The sequence below is a fragment of the Hymenobacter yonginensis genome, from assembly GCF_027625995.1.
GTDB lineage: Bacteria > Bacteroidota > Bacteroidia > Cytophagales > Hymenobacteraceae > Hymenobacter > Hymenobacter yonginensis.
In genome coordinates this window covers 3,264,688-3,278,484 of sequence record NZ_CP115396.1, presented here as the reverse complement: position 1 = coordinate 3,278,484, position 13,797 = coordinate 3,264,688, and the positions used below count along the sequence as shown (strand labels likewise).

At 55.3% G+C, this 13,797-nt stretch carries 24 protein-coding genes and 1 pseudogene; all 25 read left to right on the top strand.

Annotated elements, in window-relative coordinates:
• The first annotated feature begins 33 nt into the window (after positions 1-33).
• The 25 genes and pseudogenes from O9Z63_RS14140 (at position 34) to rplO (ending at position 13,787) form a co-directional block, all read left to right on the top strand.
• Positions 34-378 carry a DUF3467 domain-containing protein gene (locus tag O9Z63_RS14140; protein ID WP_270125911.1) on the top strand — a complete coding sequence of 115 codons (345 nt, stop codon included), beginning with the start codon at positions 34-36 and terminating at the stop codon, positions 376-378.
• A 288-nt stretch (positions 379-666) separates the two neighbouring features.
• Positions 667-1,089, top strand: a complete 423-nt coding sequence (gene rpsL / locus O9Z63_RS14135) for a 30S ribosomal protein S12 (RefSeq protein ID WP_044003259.1) — start codon at positions 667-669, stop codon at positions 1,087-1,089.
• Positions 1,090-1,175: 86 nt separating this feature from the next.
• Positions 1,176-1,643: a 30S ribosomal protein S7 gene (gene rpsG / locus O9Z63_RS14130; RefSeq protein WP_044016015.1), complete on the top strand. Its 468-nt coding sequence runs from the start codon at positions 1,176-1,178 to the stop codon at positions 1,641-1,643.
• A 102-nt stretch (positions 1,644-1,745) separates the two neighbouring features.
• Entirely contained in the window at positions 1,746-3,890 is a 2,145-nt protein-coding gene (gene fusA, locus O9Z63_RS14125; RefSeq protein WP_044016017.1) for an elongation factor G, read from the top strand.
• A 21-nt stretch (positions 3,891-3,911) separates the two neighbouring features.
• Positions 3,912-4,217, top strand: a complete 306-nt coding sequence (rpsJ, locus tag O9Z63_RS14120) for a 30S ribosomal protein S10 (protein WP_044016018.1) — start codon at positions 3,912-3,914, stop codon at positions 4,215-4,217.
• A gap of 275 nt (positions 4,218-4,492) precedes the next feature.
• Positions 4,493-5,113: a 50S ribosomal protein L3 gene (rplC, locus tag O9Z63_RS14115; protein WP_044016020.1), complete on the top strand. Its 621-nt coding sequence runs from the start codon at positions 4,493-4,495 to the stop codon at positions 5,111-5,113.
• 8 nt (positions 5,114-5,121) lie between these two features.
• Positions 5,122-5,760 carry a 50S ribosomal protein L4 gene (gene rplD / locus O9Z63_RS14110; protein WP_044018638.1) on the top strand — a complete coding sequence of 213 codons (639 nt, stop codon included), beginning with the start codon at positions 5,122-5,124 and terminating at the stop codon, positions 5,758-5,760.
• On the top strand, positions 5,760-6,047 hold the full coding sequence (gene rplW / locus O9Z63_RS14105) for a 50S ribosomal protein L23 (protein ID WP_044016022.1): 288 nt from the start codon (positions 5,760-5,762) through the stop codon (positions 6,045-6,047). The genes rplD and rplW overlap by 1 nt, the downstream gene beginning before the upstream one ends.
• A gap of 43 nt (positions 6,048-6,090) precedes the next feature.
• Positions 6,091-6,918 (top strand): 50S ribosomal protein L2, encoded by an 828-nt coding sequence (gene rplB / locus O9Z63_RS14100; RefSeq protein WP_044016024.1) that lies wholly within the window; start codon positions 6,091-6,093, stop codon positions 6,916-6,918.
• Positions 6,919-6,921: 3 nt separating this feature from the next.
• Positions 6,922-7,200 (top strand): 30S ribosomal protein S19, encoded by a 279-nt coding sequence (gene rpsS, locus O9Z63_RS14095; protein ID WP_044003251.1) that lies wholly within the window; start codon positions 6,922-6,924, stop codon positions 7,198-7,200.
• Between the two features lie 2 nt (positions 7,201-7,202).
• The gene (gene rplV / locus O9Z63_RS14090) at positions 7,203-7,685 is read left to right on the top strand and encodes a 50S ribosomal protein L22 (RefSeq protein WP_044016026.1); all 483 of its coding nucleotides are present in this window, start codon (positions 7,203-7,205) and stop codon (positions 7,683-7,685) included.
• 5 nt (positions 7,686-7,690) lie between these two features.
• The gene (rpsC, locus tag O9Z63_RS14085; protein WP_270125907.1) at positions 7,691-8,560 is read left to right on the top strand and encodes a 30S ribosomal protein S3; all 870 of its coding nucleotides are present in this window, start codon (positions 7,691-7,693) and stop codon (positions 8,558-8,560) included.
• A gap of 37 nt (positions 8,561-8,597) precedes the next feature.
• A complete protein-coding gene (rplP, locus tag O9Z63_RS14080) occupies positions 8,598-9,023 on the top strand; it encodes a 50S ribosomal protein L16 (protein WP_044016030.1) in 426 nt (141 codons plus the stop codon).
• Between the two features lies 1 nt (position 9,024).
• The gene (gene rpmC, locus O9Z63_RS14075) at positions 9,025-9,237 is read left to right on the top strand and encodes a 50S ribosomal protein L29 (RefSeq protein WP_044016032.1); all 213 of its coding nucleotides are present in this window, start codon (positions 9,025-9,027) and stop codon (positions 9,235-9,237) included.
• 2 nt (positions 9,238-9,239) lie between these two features.
• A complete protein-coding gene (gene rpsQ / locus O9Z63_RS14070; RefSeq protein ID WP_052381446.1) occupies positions 9,240-9,533 on the top strand; it encodes a 30S ribosomal protein S17 in 294 nt (97 codons plus the stop codon).
• Position 9,534: 1 nt separating this feature from the next.
• A complete protein-coding gene (gene rplN, locus O9Z63_RS14065) occupies positions 9,535-9,903 on the top strand; it encodes a 50S ribosomal protein L14 (protein ID WP_044003245.1) in 369 nt (122 codons plus the stop codon).
• Positions 9,904-9,906: 3 nt separating this feature from the next.
• Positions 9,907-10,152, top strand: a pseudogene (gene rplX / locus O9Z63_RS14060) (50S ribosomal protein L24); the annotation flags it as partial.
• A 33-nt stretch (positions 10,153-10,185) separates the two neighbouring features.
• Positions 10,186-10,743 (top strand): 50S ribosomal protein L5, encoded by a 558-nt coding sequence (gene rplE, locus O9Z63_RS14055; protein WP_044016036.1) that lies wholly within the window; start codon positions 10,186-10,188, stop codon positions 10,741-10,743.
• Positions 10,743-11,012, top strand: coding sequence for a 30S ribosomal protein S14 (rpsN, locus tag O9Z63_RS14050; RefSeq protein WP_044016038.1), 270 nt, complete (start codon positions 10,743-10,745; stop codon positions 11,010-11,012). Before rplE ends, rpsN begins: the two co-directional genes overlap by 1 nt.
• Before the next feature lie 186 nt (positions 11,013-11,198).
• Positions 11,199-11,597 (top strand): 30S ribosomal protein S8, encoded by a 399-nt coding sequence (gene rpsH / locus O9Z63_RS14045; protein ID WP_044016040.1) that lies wholly within the window; start codon positions 11,199-11,201, stop codon positions 11,595-11,597.
• A gap of 20 nt (positions 11,598-11,617) precedes the next feature.
• Entirely contained in the window at positions 11,618-12,172 is a 555-nt protein-coding gene (rplF, locus tag O9Z63_RS14040; protein ID WP_044016042.1) for a 50S ribosomal protein L6, read from the top strand.
• Positions 12,173-12,181: 9 nt separating this feature from the next.
• Positions 12,182-12,532 (top strand): 50S ribosomal protein L18, encoded by a 351-nt coding sequence (gene rplR, locus O9Z63_RS14035; protein WP_044003239.1) that lies wholly within the window; start codon positions 12,182-12,184, stop codon positions 12,530-12,532.
• A gap of 6 nt (positions 12,533-12,538) precedes the next feature.
• Positions 12,539-13,144 (top strand): 30S ribosomal protein S5, encoded by a 606-nt coding sequence (gene rpsE / locus O9Z63_RS14030; protein WP_044016044.1) that lies wholly within the window; start codon positions 12,539-12,541, stop codon positions 13,142-13,144.
• Positions 13,145-13,150: 6 nt separating this feature from the next.
• Positions 13,151-13,330, top strand: a complete 180-nt coding sequence (gene rpmD / locus O9Z63_RS14025; protein WP_044016046.1) for a 50S ribosomal protein L30 — start codon at positions 13,151-13,153, stop codon at positions 13,328-13,330.
• Between the two features lie 13 nt (positions 13,331-13,343).
• A complete protein-coding gene (rplO, locus tag O9Z63_RS14020; RefSeq protein WP_044016047.1) occupies positions 13,344-13,787 on the top strand; it encodes a 50S ribosomal protein L15 in 444 nt (147 codons plus the stop codon).
• The last annotated feature ends 10 nt before the right edge of the window (positions 13,788-13,797 follow it).

The window sequence follows — 13,797 nt, the reverse complement described above, 5'->3', positions numbered from 1 at the left end:
CTAACACGGCAGCCGTTCCCGTAAACTCTTCCAATGAACCAACCCAACCATCCCGACGCCGACGCGGCCCAGCCGCAAGACCCGAACGCCATCAACATCGAGCTGTCGGAAGACATTGCCGAGGGCGAGTATGCCAACCTGGCCATGATTGCGCACAGCAGCAGCGAGTTCGTTATCGATTTCATCCGGCTGATGCCGGGCGTACCCAAGGCCAGAGTAAAGGCGCGCATCATCCTCACGCCCGAGCACGCCAAGCGCCTACAGGCCGCTTTGGCCGAAAACCTGGAACGCTACGAGCAGGCCAAAGGCCCCATCAAGCAGCAAAACGACTCGCCGATGTACCCGATGGGCTTCGGCGGGAAGATAGGGGAGGCGTAATAATTCGAATAGTACCACGCTGGTCAGGGCTTTTATCGGGAAGATAGAAGCCCTGACTTTTTTAGGTGCAATTGGTGCGCCATGGAAGCCGATGGACAACGGGAAGCCACAGTTGGCAGCGGCTGTTGGCGCAGGAAGGTGAATTTTGGGCTTGCAGGGCGCTTAAAACCGCACCGGATGATTACCTAAAACAAACTATTCCAACTCGTTTGCTATTTCACCCTGACTTTTCTACCTTTGCAAGCCTAATTTTTGGGAGAGAACCCTCCTTGACAAAACATTCCGTAGATGCCTACCATCAACCAGTTAGTACGAAAAGGCCGCGAGAAGCTGACGACGAAGTCGAAGTCGCCGGCTCTTGACTCGTGCCCGCAGCGCCGTGGCGTTTGCACCCGTGTGTACACCACCACGCCTAAGAAGCCGAACTCGGCTATGCGTAAAGTGGCCCGTGTGCGCCTCACCAACGGCAAAGAAGTTAACGCCTACATTCCCGGTGAAGGCCACAACCTGCAGGAGCACAGCATCGTGCTGATTCGTGGTGGTCGTGTGAAAGACCTTCCCGGTGTGCGTTACCACATCATCCGTGGTGCTCTTGACACCGCCGGTGTGAACGGCCGTACGCAGCGCCGCTCGAAGTACGGTGCCAAGCGTCCGAAGCCAGGCCAGGCTGCTCCAGCCGGCAAAGGCGCTCCTGCTAAGAAGAAAAAGTAATTGAAACCGAGTGAGGTAGCGCGCAGTGCTGGATAGCACATGGTTCTTATCCCACTTGCCCGCTGCCTCAGCTCATTTCTACACCCATGAGAAAGTCAAAACCAAAGAAGCGCATCCTCCTGCCCGACCCCAAGTTCAAGGAGACGCTGGTTACCCGTTTCGTCAACTACATGATGTACGACGGGAAGAAAAACCTTGCCTACACCATTTTCTACGATGCCTGCGAGCTTGTTGAGCAGCGCACCAAGGAAAGCGGCGTGGAGATGTGGCGTAAAGCCCTCAACAACGTAATGCCGACCGTAGAAGTGAAGAGCCGCCGCGTAGGTGGTGCTACCTTCCAGGTTCCGATCGAAGTACGTCCTGACCGTCGTATTGCTGTTGGCTCGAAGTGGCTGATTCAATACGCTCGTCGTCGTGGCGAAAAGACCATGAAGGACAAGCTGGCTGGCGAAATCATCGCCGCTGCAAAAGGTGAAGGTGCTGCCGTGAAGAAAAAAGACGACACGCACCGGATGGCTGAAGCCAACAAGGCCTTCTCGCACTTCCGCTTCTAAATAAATGAGTGCCTAAGTGAATGGGCCGCCCCTTGATTTGGTTAATTCCACACCTCGGTAGCTGCCTGCTCACCAAACACACATTCACTCATTCAACTAGACATGGCTGTTAATAAAGATCTGCAATACCTCCGGAACATCGGGATTATGGCGCACATCGATGCTGGTAAAACCACCACGTCGGAGCGCATTCTCTACTATACCGGTAAGACCCATAAAATCGGGGAAGTGCACGAAGGTGCCGCCACGATGGACTGGATGGAGCAGGAGCAGGAGCGTGGTATCACCATCACGTCGGCTGCTACTACTACCTTCTGGAACTACCCCACCGATGCCCAGGGTGATCCGACTGCTGACACCAAGCAGTACAAGATCAACCTCATCGACACCCCCGGCCACGTTGACTTCACGGTAGAAGTAGAACGTTCGCTGCGTGTGCTCGACGGCGCTGTGGCCCTGTTCTGCGCCGTATCCGGTGTCGAGCCCCAGTCGGAAACCGTATGGCGTCAGGCTGACAAGTACAAGGTGCCCCGCATCTGCTTCGTCAACAAGATGGACCGTGCCGGTGCTGACTTCTTCAAAGCTGTAAACGAAATCAAAGAGAAGCTGGGCGCTAACCCCGTGCCTCTGCAGATTCCAATCGGCGCTGAAGACACTTTCAAAGGCGTAGTTGACCTGCTCACTGGCAAAGCCATTGTGTGGGACGACGCTACCCAAGGCAAATCGTACCACGAAATCCCGGTTCCCGAGGATCTGGTGGATACCGTAGCCGAGTGGCGCGAGAAGCTGGTTGAAAGCGTAGCTGAGTACGACGATACGTTGATGGAGAAATTCTTCGACGATCCGGACTCCATCACCCGCGAAGAAATGATGGTCGTAATCCGCAAAGCGGTTATCGACATGAAGTTCTCGCCCGTAATGTGCGGCTCGGCTTTCAAAAACAAAGGTGTACAGTCGATGCTGGACGGCGTAATGGCCTACCTGCCGTCGCCGCTGGACATGCCCCCCATCATCGGTACCGACCCCGACACGGGCGCAGAAATCGAGCGTCACCCCGACAACTCGGAGCCTTTCACGGCCCTGGCGTTCAAAATTGCTACCGACCCCTTCGTGGGCCGTCTGTGCTTCTTCCGCTGCTACAGCGGCGTGCTGGACGCTGGCTCGTACGTGCACAACAACCGCACGAACAAGAAAGAGCGTATCTCGCGCCTCATGCAGATGCACTCCAACAAGCAGAACCCGATTGACAAAATCCAAGCGGGTGACATTGCTGCGGGTGTAGGCTTCAAAGACATCAAAACCGGTGACACGCTGACCGACGAGAAGTCGCGCGTAGTACTGGAGTCGATGAGCTTCCCTGAGCCGGTAATCGGTTACGCCATCGAGCCTAAGACCCAGGCCGACATGGACAAGATGGGTATGGCTATTGCCAAACTCGTTGAGGAAGACCCAACGCTGGTAGTACAGACCGACCCCGAGACGGGCCAGACCGTACTGAAAGGCATGGGCGAGCTTCACCTCGAAATCATCATCGACCGTATGCGTCGGGAATTCAAGGTGGAAATCAACCAGGGCGCTCCTCAGGTAGCGTACAAAGAGATTCTAACCAAGTCGGTAGAGCACCGCGAAACCTACAAGAAGCAGACCGGTGGTCGTGGTAAGTTTGGCGACATCGTGTTCGAACTCGGTCCGAAACTGACCGACCCAGAGAAACCAGGTCTGGAGTTCGTAAACGATATCACCGGTGGTGTTATCCCACGCGAATTCATCGCACCAGTTCAGAAAGGCTTCGAAGAAGCTATGAAGAACGGTCCGTTGGCTGGCTTCCCCATCGAAGGCATGCGTGTGCGTCTGTTCTACGGTTCTTACCACGATGTTGACTCGGACGCCCTGTCGTTCGAACTCGCTGCCCGTGGTGGTTTCCGTGAGGCTGGCAAGCAGGCTGGTCCGAAACTGCTCGAGCCAATCATGGCAGTAGAAGTAGTTTCGCCCGACGAGTACACGGGTTCGGTAACCGGTGACCTGAACCGTCGCCGCGGCATCATGAAAGGCATGGACACCAAAGGTGGCGCCAACGTAATCAAGGCTGACGTTCCGCTGTCGGAGCTGTTTGGCTACGTAACTACGCTGCGTACCATCTCGTCGGGTCGGGCTTCGGCTTCGCTGACCTTCTCGCACTACGACCAGGTACCAACCAACCTTGCTGAAGGCATCATTGCCAAGCAGAAGGGCAACGCCATTCGCTAACACCGCTTTCATTCAATAGACATGAACCAGAAGATTCGCATCAAACTCAAATCCTACGACCACAACCTGGTGGACAAATCGTCGGAGAAGATTGTGAAGGCGGTGAAGGCTACGGGCGCTATCGTAAGCGGTCCGATTCCCTTGCCGACCATCAAGGAAAAATTCACCGTGCTCCGTTCGCCCCACGTGAACAAGAAGAGCCGGGAGCAATTCCAGCTCTGCACCTACAAGCGTCTCGTTGACATCTACTCGACTTCGTCGAAAACCGTAGATGCACTGATGAAGCTGGAGCTGCCAAGCGGCGTTGACGTTGAAATCAAAGTCTGAGGACTGATTTAGTCAGCTCATTACCGAAACACCCCACTGGTTCTGCGGAGCCGGTGGGGTGTTTCACTTTATGGCAGAGCCCGGAAATGGTAAAAGCCAATTTCTGCCGCGCGGGTATCGGGTAGGAGAGGGGGAAAGAAGGGCTAAAGCGGTGACACTGAAAATATTTCAGAAGGTAGCTATTATATAACATAACAATTTCCTAGCTTTGCACTCCCATTCCGAAAACGCCACTCGGGCGTTTTCGTGTGCGTCTTTTACTAAACCCAAACAGAATGCCTGGCATCATCGGTAAAAAAATCGGTATGACAAGCCTCTTCACTCCGGACGGGAAGAACATTCCCTGCACGCTCATCGAAGCAGGTCCGTGTGTGGTGACGCAGGTTAAGACCATCGAAACGGACGGCTACACGGCCATCCAGCTCGGTTACGGCGAGAAAAAAGCAAAGAACACCACCAAAGCACTGGCGGGTCATTTTGCCAAAGCCGGAACTACTCCTAAGCGCAAACTCGTTGAGTTCCGCACGGATGAAGTAGCCAACTTCGCTGCTGGCAGCGAAGTAAACACTTCCCTCTTCGAGGAAGGTGAATTTGTTGACGTAGTTGGTACGTCGAAAGGCAAAGGTTTCCAGGGCGTTGTGAAGCGTTACAACTTCGCCGGTGTTGGTGGCCAGACTCACGGTCAGCACAACCGCGGCCGTCACCCCGGTTCTATCGGTGCCTGCTCGTGGCCTTCGCGCGTATTCAAAGGAATGCGCATGGGTGGCCGCATGGGCAACGACCGGGTGAAAGTGCAGAACCTGAAGGTGATGCGCATTGTAGCCGACAAAAACCTCATCGTGGTGAGCGGCTCGATTCCCGGTGCCAAGAACTCTTTCGTGGTCCTGGAAAAATAACCTTGAAGATGGAACTGTCAGTATATAACATCAAAGGCGAAGACACCGGCCGCAAGGTTACGCTGTCTGACGCCATCTTCGGTCTGGAGCCGAACGAGCACGTGATGTACCTCGACGTGAAGCAGTATCTGGCCAACCAGCGCCAGGGCACGCACAAGTCGAAGCAGCGCAACGAAGTGCACGGCACCACCAAGAAACTGAAGAAGCAGAAAGGCACGGGCGGCGCCCGCGCTGGCTCGATGAAATCGGGTGTGTTCGTAGGTGGTGGCCGGATTTTCGGTCCTGAGCCCCGCGACTACGGCTTCAAGCTCAACAAAAAGACCAAACGTCTTGCTCGTCTGTCGGCTCTCTCGACGCTGGCGAAAGACGGTAAAGTAGCCTTGGTGGAGAACATCTCCCTGTCGGCTCCTAAGACCAAAGACTTCCTCTCCATCCTCGCAGGTCTGAAGCTGAACAACGGCAAGAAGACCCTGCTGGTGACCGGCGAAGTAGACAAGAACGTGGTTCTGTCGGCCCGCAACATCCAGAAGGTAAAAGTGTCGACGCCCGTAGCGCTCAACACCCACGACCTGCTGAACACCGACACGCTGCTGCTGTCGGAAGCTGGCCTGACGGCATTGGAACAACTCTATACCACTGCTGAATAATGAGCACGCTGAAAAAACCCATCGTGACCGAGAAGGCCACGGGCCTGAACGAGCAAGGCAAATACGTTTTCGAAGTAGAGCGTAGCGCCAACAAAGTTCAGATCAAAAAGGACATCGAGCAGTTCTATGGCGTGACGGTAACGGGCATCAGCACGATCCGCACCAATGGAAAAGTGAAGTCCAAGTTCACCAAAGGTGGTTCGGTATCGGGCCGCCGCGCACATGGCAAGAAAGCCATCGTGACGGTGAAGGAAGGCGAGGTTATCGACTTCTACAGCGGCATCTAAGCTGCGCCCTTTTCTGCATAAGAGCATTTCCTAAGCAAGAGTAATGGCACTCAAAAAACTAAGACCAACATCACCGGGTCAGCGCTTCCGCATTGCACCGGCCTTCGACGAGATTACGACGTCGACGCCGGAGAAGTCGCTGTTGGCACCCATGAAAAACTCCGGTGGCCGCAACAACTCGGGCAAAATGTCCAACCGCTACATCGGCGGTGGGCACAAAGCCAAGTATCGTATCATCGACTTCAAGCGCGACAAGGCCTCGGTGCCGGCCACGGTGAAGACGATTGAGTACGATCCGAACCGTACGGCCCGTATCGCCCTGCTTCAGTACGCCGATGGCGAGAAGCGTTACATCATCGCCCCAGCCGGCGTTGAGGTAGGTGCTACGGTCGTGTCGGGTTCGGGTGTAGCTCCCGAAGTAGGCAACGCCCTGCCGCTGCGCGAAATCCCGCTCGGTACCATCGTCCACAACATCGAGCTGATGCCCGGTAACGGTGCCGCTATGGCTCGTTCGGCTGGCACTTACGCTCAGTTGGTGGCCCGCGAAGACAAGTACGCCACGCTGAAATTGCCTTCCGGCGAGATGCGCATGGTGCTTGTTACGTGCATGGCCACGGTAGGCACGGTATCCAACGGCGACCACATGAACGTTCGTCTGGGCAAAGCCGGCCGCAACCGCTGGTTGGGTCGTCGCCCACGTGTTCGTGGTGTAGCCATGAACCCTGTCGATCACCCAATGGGTGGTGGCGAAGGCAAATCGTCGGGTGGTCACCCACGTAGCCGTAACGGTATCTTCGCGAAAGGTCAGAAGACCCGTAACAAGAACAAGTACTCCGAGCAGCTCATCGTTAACCGCAAAGGCAAGAAGTAAGCAATGGCACGTTCACTAAAAAAAGGGCCGTACATTGACTTCCGGCTCGAGAAGAAAGTAACGGCAATGGATGAGTCCGGCAAAAAGTCGGTGGTGAAGACTTGGTCGCGCCGCTCGATGATTTCGCCTGATTTCGTTGGCCACACCTTCGCCGTTCACAACGGCAATAAGTTCATCCCGGTATATGTTACGGAGAACATGGTAGGACACAAGCTCGGTGAGTTTGCTCCAACCCGCAACTTCCGTGGACACATTGCCAAGAAAGATAAAGGCAAGCGCTAATCATGGAAGCAACCGCTAAACTCCGCAACGTACCCACCTCGCCGCGCAAGATGCGCCTGGTGGCCGACATGGTTCGTGGTCAGAAAGTGACCCGTGCGCTGGGCCTGCTGAAATTCGAAGCCAACTCGGGCGCTGCCCGTGTTGAGAAGCTTCTCCTCTCGGCTCTTGCCAACTGGCAGCAGCACAACGAGGATGAGCGCATCGAAGACGCTAACCTCTACATCAAAGAGATTTTCGTGGATGAAGGCCGTCAGCTGAAGCGTCTGCGCCCCGCCCCTCAGGGCCGTGGCCACCGCATCCGCAAGCGCAGCAACCACGTGACGCTGGTGATTGACACGAAAGTAGAGCGTCTGGGCAGCAAAGCTGCTACCCAGAAAGCTGCTGAAACGAAGACCACCGAAGCCAACGCTGAAGCCAAGCCAAAGACCACGCGTCGTAGCTCGGCTAAGAAATCCACTGAAACCAAGGCAGAAGCCACCGCATAAGCACTATGGGACAGAAAGTAAATCCGGTTGGCTTCCGTCTGGGCGTCATTAAAGGATGGGACTCGAACTGGTACGGCGGCAAGGATTTTGCCGACAAACTGGTGGAGGACGAAAAAATCCGCAAATACATCATGGCTCGTATCCCGAAAGGTGGCATTAGCCGCATCGTGATTGAGCGTACGCTGAAGCGCATCACCATTACTATCAACACGGCTCGTCCGGGTGTGGTAATCGGTAAGGGTGGCGCTGAAGTGGATAAGATCAAAGACGAACTGAAGCAGATCACCAGCAAGGACGTTCAGATCAACATCTTCGAAATTAAGCGTCCGGAACTCGACGCCAAGCTGGTAGGTGAGAGCATTGCTCAGCAGCTGCAGGCTCGTATCTCGTTCCGCCGTGCCATGAAGATGAGCATTCAGGCTGCTATCCGCGTTGGTGCCGAAGGCATCAAGATCCAGTGCGGTGGCCGTCTGGGCGGTGCTGAAATTGCCCGTTCCGAGCAGTACAAAGAAGGTCGTACGCCGCTGCACACGCTGCGCGCCGATATCGACTACGCTCTGTCGGAAGCTCAGACCGTGTATGGCAAGATCGGCATCAAAGTATGGATCATGCGTGGTGAAGTGTTCGGCAAGCCCGACCTGTCGCCTAACCAAGTTCCTGCTAACCAAGGCAACGACACCCGTGGCGGCGACCGTGGCCCACGCGGCGAGCGTGGTGACCGTGGTGGCGACCGTGGCCCGCGCCGCGACCGTAACGACCGTGGCGGCGATAACCGCGGCGGTGCAGGTGCCGCCGGTGGTGGCCAGCGCCGTGGCGGTGGTGCCCCAGGTGGTGCCAACCGTGGTGGTCAGGGCGGTGGCGCTCCGCGTCGCTAGTCGTTTCTTTTCTTCAGAAATTCAATTTCAATAAATCATGTTACAACCGAAAAGGACCAAGTATCGCAAGATGCAAAAGGGTCGCGTATCAGGCCTCGCCTACCGCGGCAGCTCCATTGACTTCGGTTCTTTCGCTATTAAGTCGTTGGAAGTGGCTTGGATTACGGCTCGCCAGATTGAGGCAGCCCGTATCGCCATGACCCGCGCCATGAAACGCGAAGGGCAAGTTTGGATCCGCATTTTCCCTGACAAGCCAATCACCAAGAAGCCGGCTGAAGTGCGGATGGGTAAAGGCAAAGGCTCGCCCGAGTATTGGGTAGCCTGCGTGAAGCCCGGCACTATCATGTTCGAGTCAGACGGCGTTTCGCTGGAAGTGGCGCAGGAGTCGCTGCGCCTGGCAGCCCAGAAGCTGCCGGTTCGGACTCAGTTTGTTGTTCGTCGCGACTACGTAGAAAGCAAGTAAGATGAAGAACGCCGATATCCGCGCCCTTTCGCTGGAAGAACTGAACCAGCAAGTAAAGACCGAAAAAGCCAATGGCCAGACGCTGCGCTTCGCGCACGCCATCTCGCCCCTGGAAAACCCGATTCGCCTGAAGCAAAGCCGCAAGAACGTCGCCCGTCTGTTGACCGAGCTGACCCGTCGCGAGAACGAGCAGGCTAATAACACTGCTAACTAACGATGGCAAGCAACGAAGAACAGCAGGCTACCTCCGCTACGGAAGAGCGGAACCTGCGGAAAGAAATCATCGGGCGCGTTTCCTCCTCCAAAATGGACAAGTCCATTACGGTGATTGTGGAAAGCAAAATGAAGCACCCGATCTACGGCAAGTTCGTTACCAAGTCGACCAAATTCATGGCCCACGACGAGAACAACGAATGCGGCGAAGGCGACACGGTACGCATCATGAGCACGCGTCCGCTGAGCAAGAACAAACGCTGGAGACTGGTAGAAATCGTAGAACGCGCCAAGTAAGATGATACAGCAAGAATCCCGTCTGACCGTCGCTGATAACAGCGGCGCCAAAGAAGTTCTTTGCATTCGTGTCCTCGGTGGCACGGGCAAGAAATACGCCAGCGTAGGCGACAAGATTGTAGTAGCCATCAAATCGGCTATTCCTTCCGGCAACGCTAAAAAAGGCACTGTATCGAAAGCAGTGGTTGTTCGTACGAAGAAAGAAGTACGTCGTAAGGACGGTTCTTACATTCGCTTCGACGACAATGCTGCCGTACTGCTCAACAATAACGACGAGCCCCGCGGTACCCGCATCTTCGGCCCCGTGGCCCGTGAACTGCGCGAGAAGCAGTTCATGAAGATCGTTTCGCTGGCTCCTGAAGTTCTCTAAGCAATGGCAACGAAAACGAAAGCAGCACCCGCGAAACTGCATGTGAAAACCGGCGACACCGTACAGGTGATTGCTGGCGACGAAAAAGGCAAAACCGGCGTTATCAAGTCGGTGAACCGCTCGACGCAGCGTGTTATCGTGGAAGGCCTGAACCTGGTGACCAAGCACAACAAACCCAGTGCGAAGAACCCCCAGGGTGGCATTACCAAAATCGAAGCGGGTATTCACGTGAGCAACGTGAAAGCAATTGCCTCGACAAACGCCTAACCCGGTACGACGACAATGGCTCGATTCAAAGAGAAATATCAGAAAGAAGTGGTGCCGCTGCTCCAGGAGAAATTCCAGTTCAAGAGCATCATGCAGGTTCCACGCATCACCAAGATCTGCATCAACCGCGGTATTGGTGCGGCTGTAGCCGACAAAAAGCTGGTGGATAACGGCGTAGACGAGCTGACGACCATCGCTGGTCAGAAGGCTGTAGCTACCATCGCCAAGCGTTCGGTTTCGAACTTCAAGCTGCGCGAGGGCATGCCAATCGGCGCTCGCGTAACGCTGCGTGGCGAGCGGATGTACGAGTTCATGGACCGTCTGCTGTCCATCGCTCTGCCCCGCGTTCGTGACTTCAAAGGCATCAACGACAAAGGCTTTGACGGCCGCGGTAACTATACCCTGGGCGTTAAGGAGCAAATCATCTTCCCCGAAATTTCGATCGACAAGATCAAGTCGATTTCGGGTATGGATATTACCTTCGTAACGACGGCCGAAAACGATGAGCAGAGCTATGAGCTCCTCAAGGCTTTCGGTATGCCGTTCGCTAACGCCAAGAAACAAAACGACTAATGGCTAAGGAATCCGCGAAAGCAAGAGCGCGTAAGCGCATCGCTACGGTTGCCCGCTATGCTGAGAAGCGCAAAGCGCTGAAAGCCGCCGGTGACTACGAAGGTCTGGACAAGCTGCCGAAAGATGCTTCGCCCGTGCGCCTGCACAACCGGGACATGATTGACGGCCGCCCCCGTGGTTATATGCGTAAGTTCGGCATCAGCCGGGTACGTTTCCGCGAAATGGCGCTGGCTGGCAAAATCCCCGGCGTAACCAAGTCGAGCTGGTAGTTCGACCCGTTGCCAGATAGCCTCGGCTGTTGACGCAACATTACTTGGCAGGTTGCCGAGAGAAACCATTGGCCGCATTCGAGTCAAGAAGTCTTAACCGAAAATTTCGCTGCCGCATTTCTGCGGCGGCGAAATTTTCATATCTTTGCGGCTCCCTAAAAAAGGGTGGCGCTTTTACTAAGTCACATGAACACAGATCCAATTGCTGACTACCTGACCCGGGTACGCAATGCCATCAAGGCAAATCACCGGGTAGTGGAAATCCCGGCCAGCAACATCAAAAAGGAAATCACGAAGGTGCTCTACAAAAAGGGCTACATTCAGAGCTACCGTTTTGATGATGCCGCAGTACAAGGCACGATTAAAATCGCGCTCAAGTACAACCCGGTAACCAAACAACCCGCCATCACCAAGCTGCAGCGTGTAAGCACGCCCGGTTTGCGTCAGTACGCCCACGTGGAGAACCTGCCGCGCGTACTGAGTGGTCTGGGTGTCGCCATCCTGTCGACTTCGAAAGGGGTGATGACGGAGAAAGAGGCGAAAGCTGAAAACGTGGGCGGCGAAGTGCTGTGCTACGTCTACTAATCTGAAAGGAAAACGAGACTATGTCACGCATTGGTAAACTGCCCATCAGCCTGCCCGCCAACGTGCAGATTGAAGTGAGCAACGAAAACACGGTAACCGTGAAGGGCCCAAAAGGCACTTTGGTGGTTCCGGTTGACCGCGACATTACCGTAGCGACCGAAGACGGCCAGCTGGTAGTGACCCGCCCAACCGAACAGAAGCGTCATAAAGCCATGCACGGCCTCTACCGCTCCCTGCTCAACAACGCTGTAAGCGGCGTGAGCAACGGTCTGGAAGAGAAGCTGGAGCTGGTAGGTGTAGGTTACAAAGCCGCTATGGCTGGTACTACGCTGGAACTGTCGCTGGGCTACTCGCACAACATCTTCCTGGCGCTGCCGAAGGAAGTAACTGCTACGGCTGTAACCGAGAAAGGTAAAAACCCTATCGTTACGCTGACCAGCATTGACAAGCAACTGCTGGGCCAGGTGGCCGCTAAAATTCGCTCGTTGCGCAAAGTTGAGCCCTACAAAGGCAAAGGCGTGCGCTTCGTGGGTGAGCAGATTCGTCGTAAGGCTGGTAAAACAGCTTCGAAATAACATCACACCATGGCTTTCGATAAAGCAACTAGAAGAAAACGGATCCAGCGCATCATCCGCACTAAGGTGGCTGGCACGTCCGAGCGTCCACGTTTGTCGGTGTTCCGCAGCAATACGGGCATTTATGCTCAGATTATTGACGACACGACCGGTCACACGCTGGCGTCTGCTTCCTCGAAGCACGTATCGGTGGAAGGGGGCAACGGAGTCGCCCTCGCTGCCGCAGTCGGCAAAGAACTTGCTGCCCGTGCTACAGGAAAAGGAATTTCGAAAGTGGTATTTGACCGTTCCGGTTACCTCTACCACGGCCGCGTAAAATCATTGGCAGAAGGAGCCCGCGAAGGCGGCCTCAATTTCTAAATCATCATGGCAGAATTTAACAACGGCCCTCGTGGTGGTAGCGGCGATAACCGCGGCGGTGGCAATGACCGTCGTGGTGGTGGCAATGACCGTCGCGGCAATGACCGGAAAGAAGAGTCTCGCACCGGCGATTCCGATCTGAAAGAAAAAGTGGTTGCTATCAACCGCGTAGCCAAAGTAGTGAAAGGCGGTCGTCGCTTCAGCTTCTCGGCCATCGTGGTAGTAGGTGACGGCAACGGCACCGTAGGCTATGGCCTCGGCAAAGCCAACGAAGTAACCGACGCCATTGCCAAAGGCATTGACGACGCGAAGAAAAACTTGGTGAAGGTGCCGCTGTACAAGCACACCGTTCCCCACATCATGGAAGGCAAATACTCGGGCGGCTTCGTGCTGGTTCAGCCAGCTGCTGCTGGTACGGGTGTAATTGCTGGTGGTGCTATGCGTGCCGTGTTCGAAAGCGCCGGCATCAAAGACGTACTCGCCAAGTCGAAAGGTTCGTCGAACCCCCACAACGTGGTAAAGGCTACCTTCGACGCCCTGCTGAAAATGCGCGACCCCATGCAGATTGCACAGGCTCGTGGCATCACCCTCGCTCAAGTTTTTAACGGTTAAGAGACGATGGCGCAGATCCAAATCAAACTCGTAAAAAGCGTTATTGACCGCCCCGAGCGTCAGAAGCGTACCGTGCAGGCCCTGGGCCTCGGCAAAATGGGTAGCACCAAGAGCGTGGAAAACACGCCCCAGGTTGCTGGCATGATCAAAGCCGTTCAGCACCTGTTGGAAGTAACCGAACTCTAGGAATCTCCCGAAAATGAATCTCAGCAATCTCAAACCTGCCGTAGGCTCTACCCGCAATGTCAAGCGCATTGGTCGTGGTACGGGTTCCGGCCGTGGCGGCACCTCGACGCGTGGCCACAAAGGTGCCAAGTCCCGTTCGGGTTACTCCAAGAAGTCGGGCTTTGAAGGTGGCCAAATGCCCCTGCAGCGCCGCGTACCGAAGTTCGGTTTCAAGAACATCAACCGTGTAGAGTACAAAGCCATTAACCTGGACGTACTCGCCGGTCTGACCGAAGGCGGTGCTACGACGTTCGACAATGCCTTCTTCGTGCAGGCAGGTCTGGCTTCGAAAAACGCCAAAATCAAAGTTCTGGGCCGTGGTGAACTCACCACCGCTGTAGAAGTTCATGCTCATGCATTCTCCAAGTCGGCTGTTGAAGCTATTGAGAAAGCAGGTGGCAAAGCCGTGACGCTGTAAGTTCTTGTGG

What these genes read in the sequence shown, in the direction of transcription:
- O9Z63_RS14140 (WP_270125911.1), top strand. Translation starts at nt 34, where the DNA reads ATGAACCAACCCAACCATCCCGACGCCGACGCGGCCCAGCCGCAAGAC.
- rpsL (WP_044003259.1), top strand. Translation starts at nt 667, where the DNA reads ATGCCTACCATCAACCAGTTAGTACGAAAAGGCCGCGAGAAGCTGACG.
- rpsG (WP_044016015.1), top strand. Translation starts at nt 1,176, where the DNA reads ATGAGAAAGTCAAAACCAAAGAAGCGCATCCTCCTGCCCGACCCCAAG.
- fusA (WP_044016017.1), top strand. Translation starts at nt 1,746, where the DNA reads ATGGCTGTTAATAAAGATCTGCAATACCTCCGGAACATCGGGATTATG.
- rpsJ (WP_044016018.1), top strand. Translation starts at nt 3,912, where the DNA reads ATGAACCAGAAGATTCGCATCAAACTCAAATCCTACGACCACAACCTG.
- rplC (WP_044016020.1), top strand. Translation starts at nt 4,493, where the DNA reads ATGCCTGGCATCATCGGTAAAAAAATCGGTATGACAAGCCTCTTCACT.
- rplD (WP_044018638.1), top strand. Translation starts at nt 5,122, where the DNA reads ATGGAACTGTCAGTATATAACATCAAAGGCGAAGACACCGGCCGCAAG.
- rplW (WP_044016022.1), top strand. Translation starts at nt 5,760, where the DNA reads ATGAGCACGCTGAAAAAACCCATCGTGACCGAGAAGGCCACGGGCCTG.
- rplB (WP_044016024.1), top strand. Translation starts at nt 6,091, where the DNA reads ATGGCACTCAAAAAACTAAGACCAACATCACCGGGTCAGCGCTTCCGC.
- rpsS (WP_044003251.1), top strand. Translation starts at nt 6,922, where the DNA reads ATGGCACGTTCACTAAAAAAAGGGCCGTACATTGACTTCCGGCTCGAG.
- rplV (WP_044016026.1), top strand. Translation starts at nt 7,203, where the DNA reads ATGGAAGCAACCGCTAAACTCCGCAACGTACCCACCTCGCCGCGCAAG.
- rpsC (WP_270125907.1), top strand. Translation starts at nt 7,691, where the DNA reads ATGGGACAGAAAGTAAATCCGGTTGGCTTCCGTCTGGGCGTCATTAAA.
- rplP (WP_044016030.1), top strand. Translation starts at nt 8,598, where the DNA reads ATGTTACAACCGAAAAGGACCAAGTATCGCAAGATGCAAAAGGGTCGC.
- rpmC (WP_044016032.1), top strand. Translation starts at nt 9,025, where the DNA reads ATGAAGAACGCCGATATCCGCGCCCTTTCGCTGGAAGAACTGAACCAG.
- rpsQ (WP_052381446.1), top strand. Translation starts at nt 9,240, where the DNA reads ATGGCAAGCAACGAAGAACAGCAGGCTACCTCCGCTACGGAAGAGCGG.
- rplN (WP_044003245.1), top strand. Translation starts at nt 9,535, where the DNA reads ATGATACAGCAAGAATCCCGTCTGACCGTCGCTGATAACAGCGGCGCC.
- rplE (WP_044016036.1), top strand. Translation starts at nt 10,186, where the DNA reads ATGGCTCGATTCAAAGAGAAATATCAGAAAGAAGTGGTGCCGCTGCTC.
- rpsN (WP_044016038.1), top strand. Translation starts at nt 10,743, where the DNA reads ATGGCTAAGGAATCCGCGAAAGCAAGAGCGCGTAAGCGCATCGCTACG.
- rpsH (WP_044016040.1), top strand. Translation starts at nt 11,199, where the DNA reads ATGAACACAGATCCAATTGCTGACTACCTGACCCGGGTACGCAATGCC.
- rplF (WP_044016042.1), top strand. Translation starts at nt 11,618, where the DNA reads ATGTCACGCATTGGTAAACTGCCCATCAGCCTGCCCGCCAACGTGCAG.
- rplR (WP_044003239.1), top strand. Translation starts at nt 12,182, where the DNA reads ATGGCTTTCGATAAAGCAACTAGAAGAAAACGGATCCAGCGCATCATC.
- rpsE (WP_044016044.1), top strand. Translation starts at nt 12,539, where the DNA reads ATGGCAGAATTTAACAACGGCCCTCGTGGTGGTAGCGGCGATAACCGC.
- rpmD (WP_044016046.1), top strand. Translation starts at nt 13,151, where the DNA reads ATGGCGCAGATCCAAATCAAACTCGTAAAAAGCGTTATTGACCGCCCC.
- rplO (WP_044016047.1), top strand. Translation starts at nt 13,344, where the DNA reads ATGAATCTCAGCAATCTCAAACCTGCCGTAGGCTCTACCCGCAATGTC.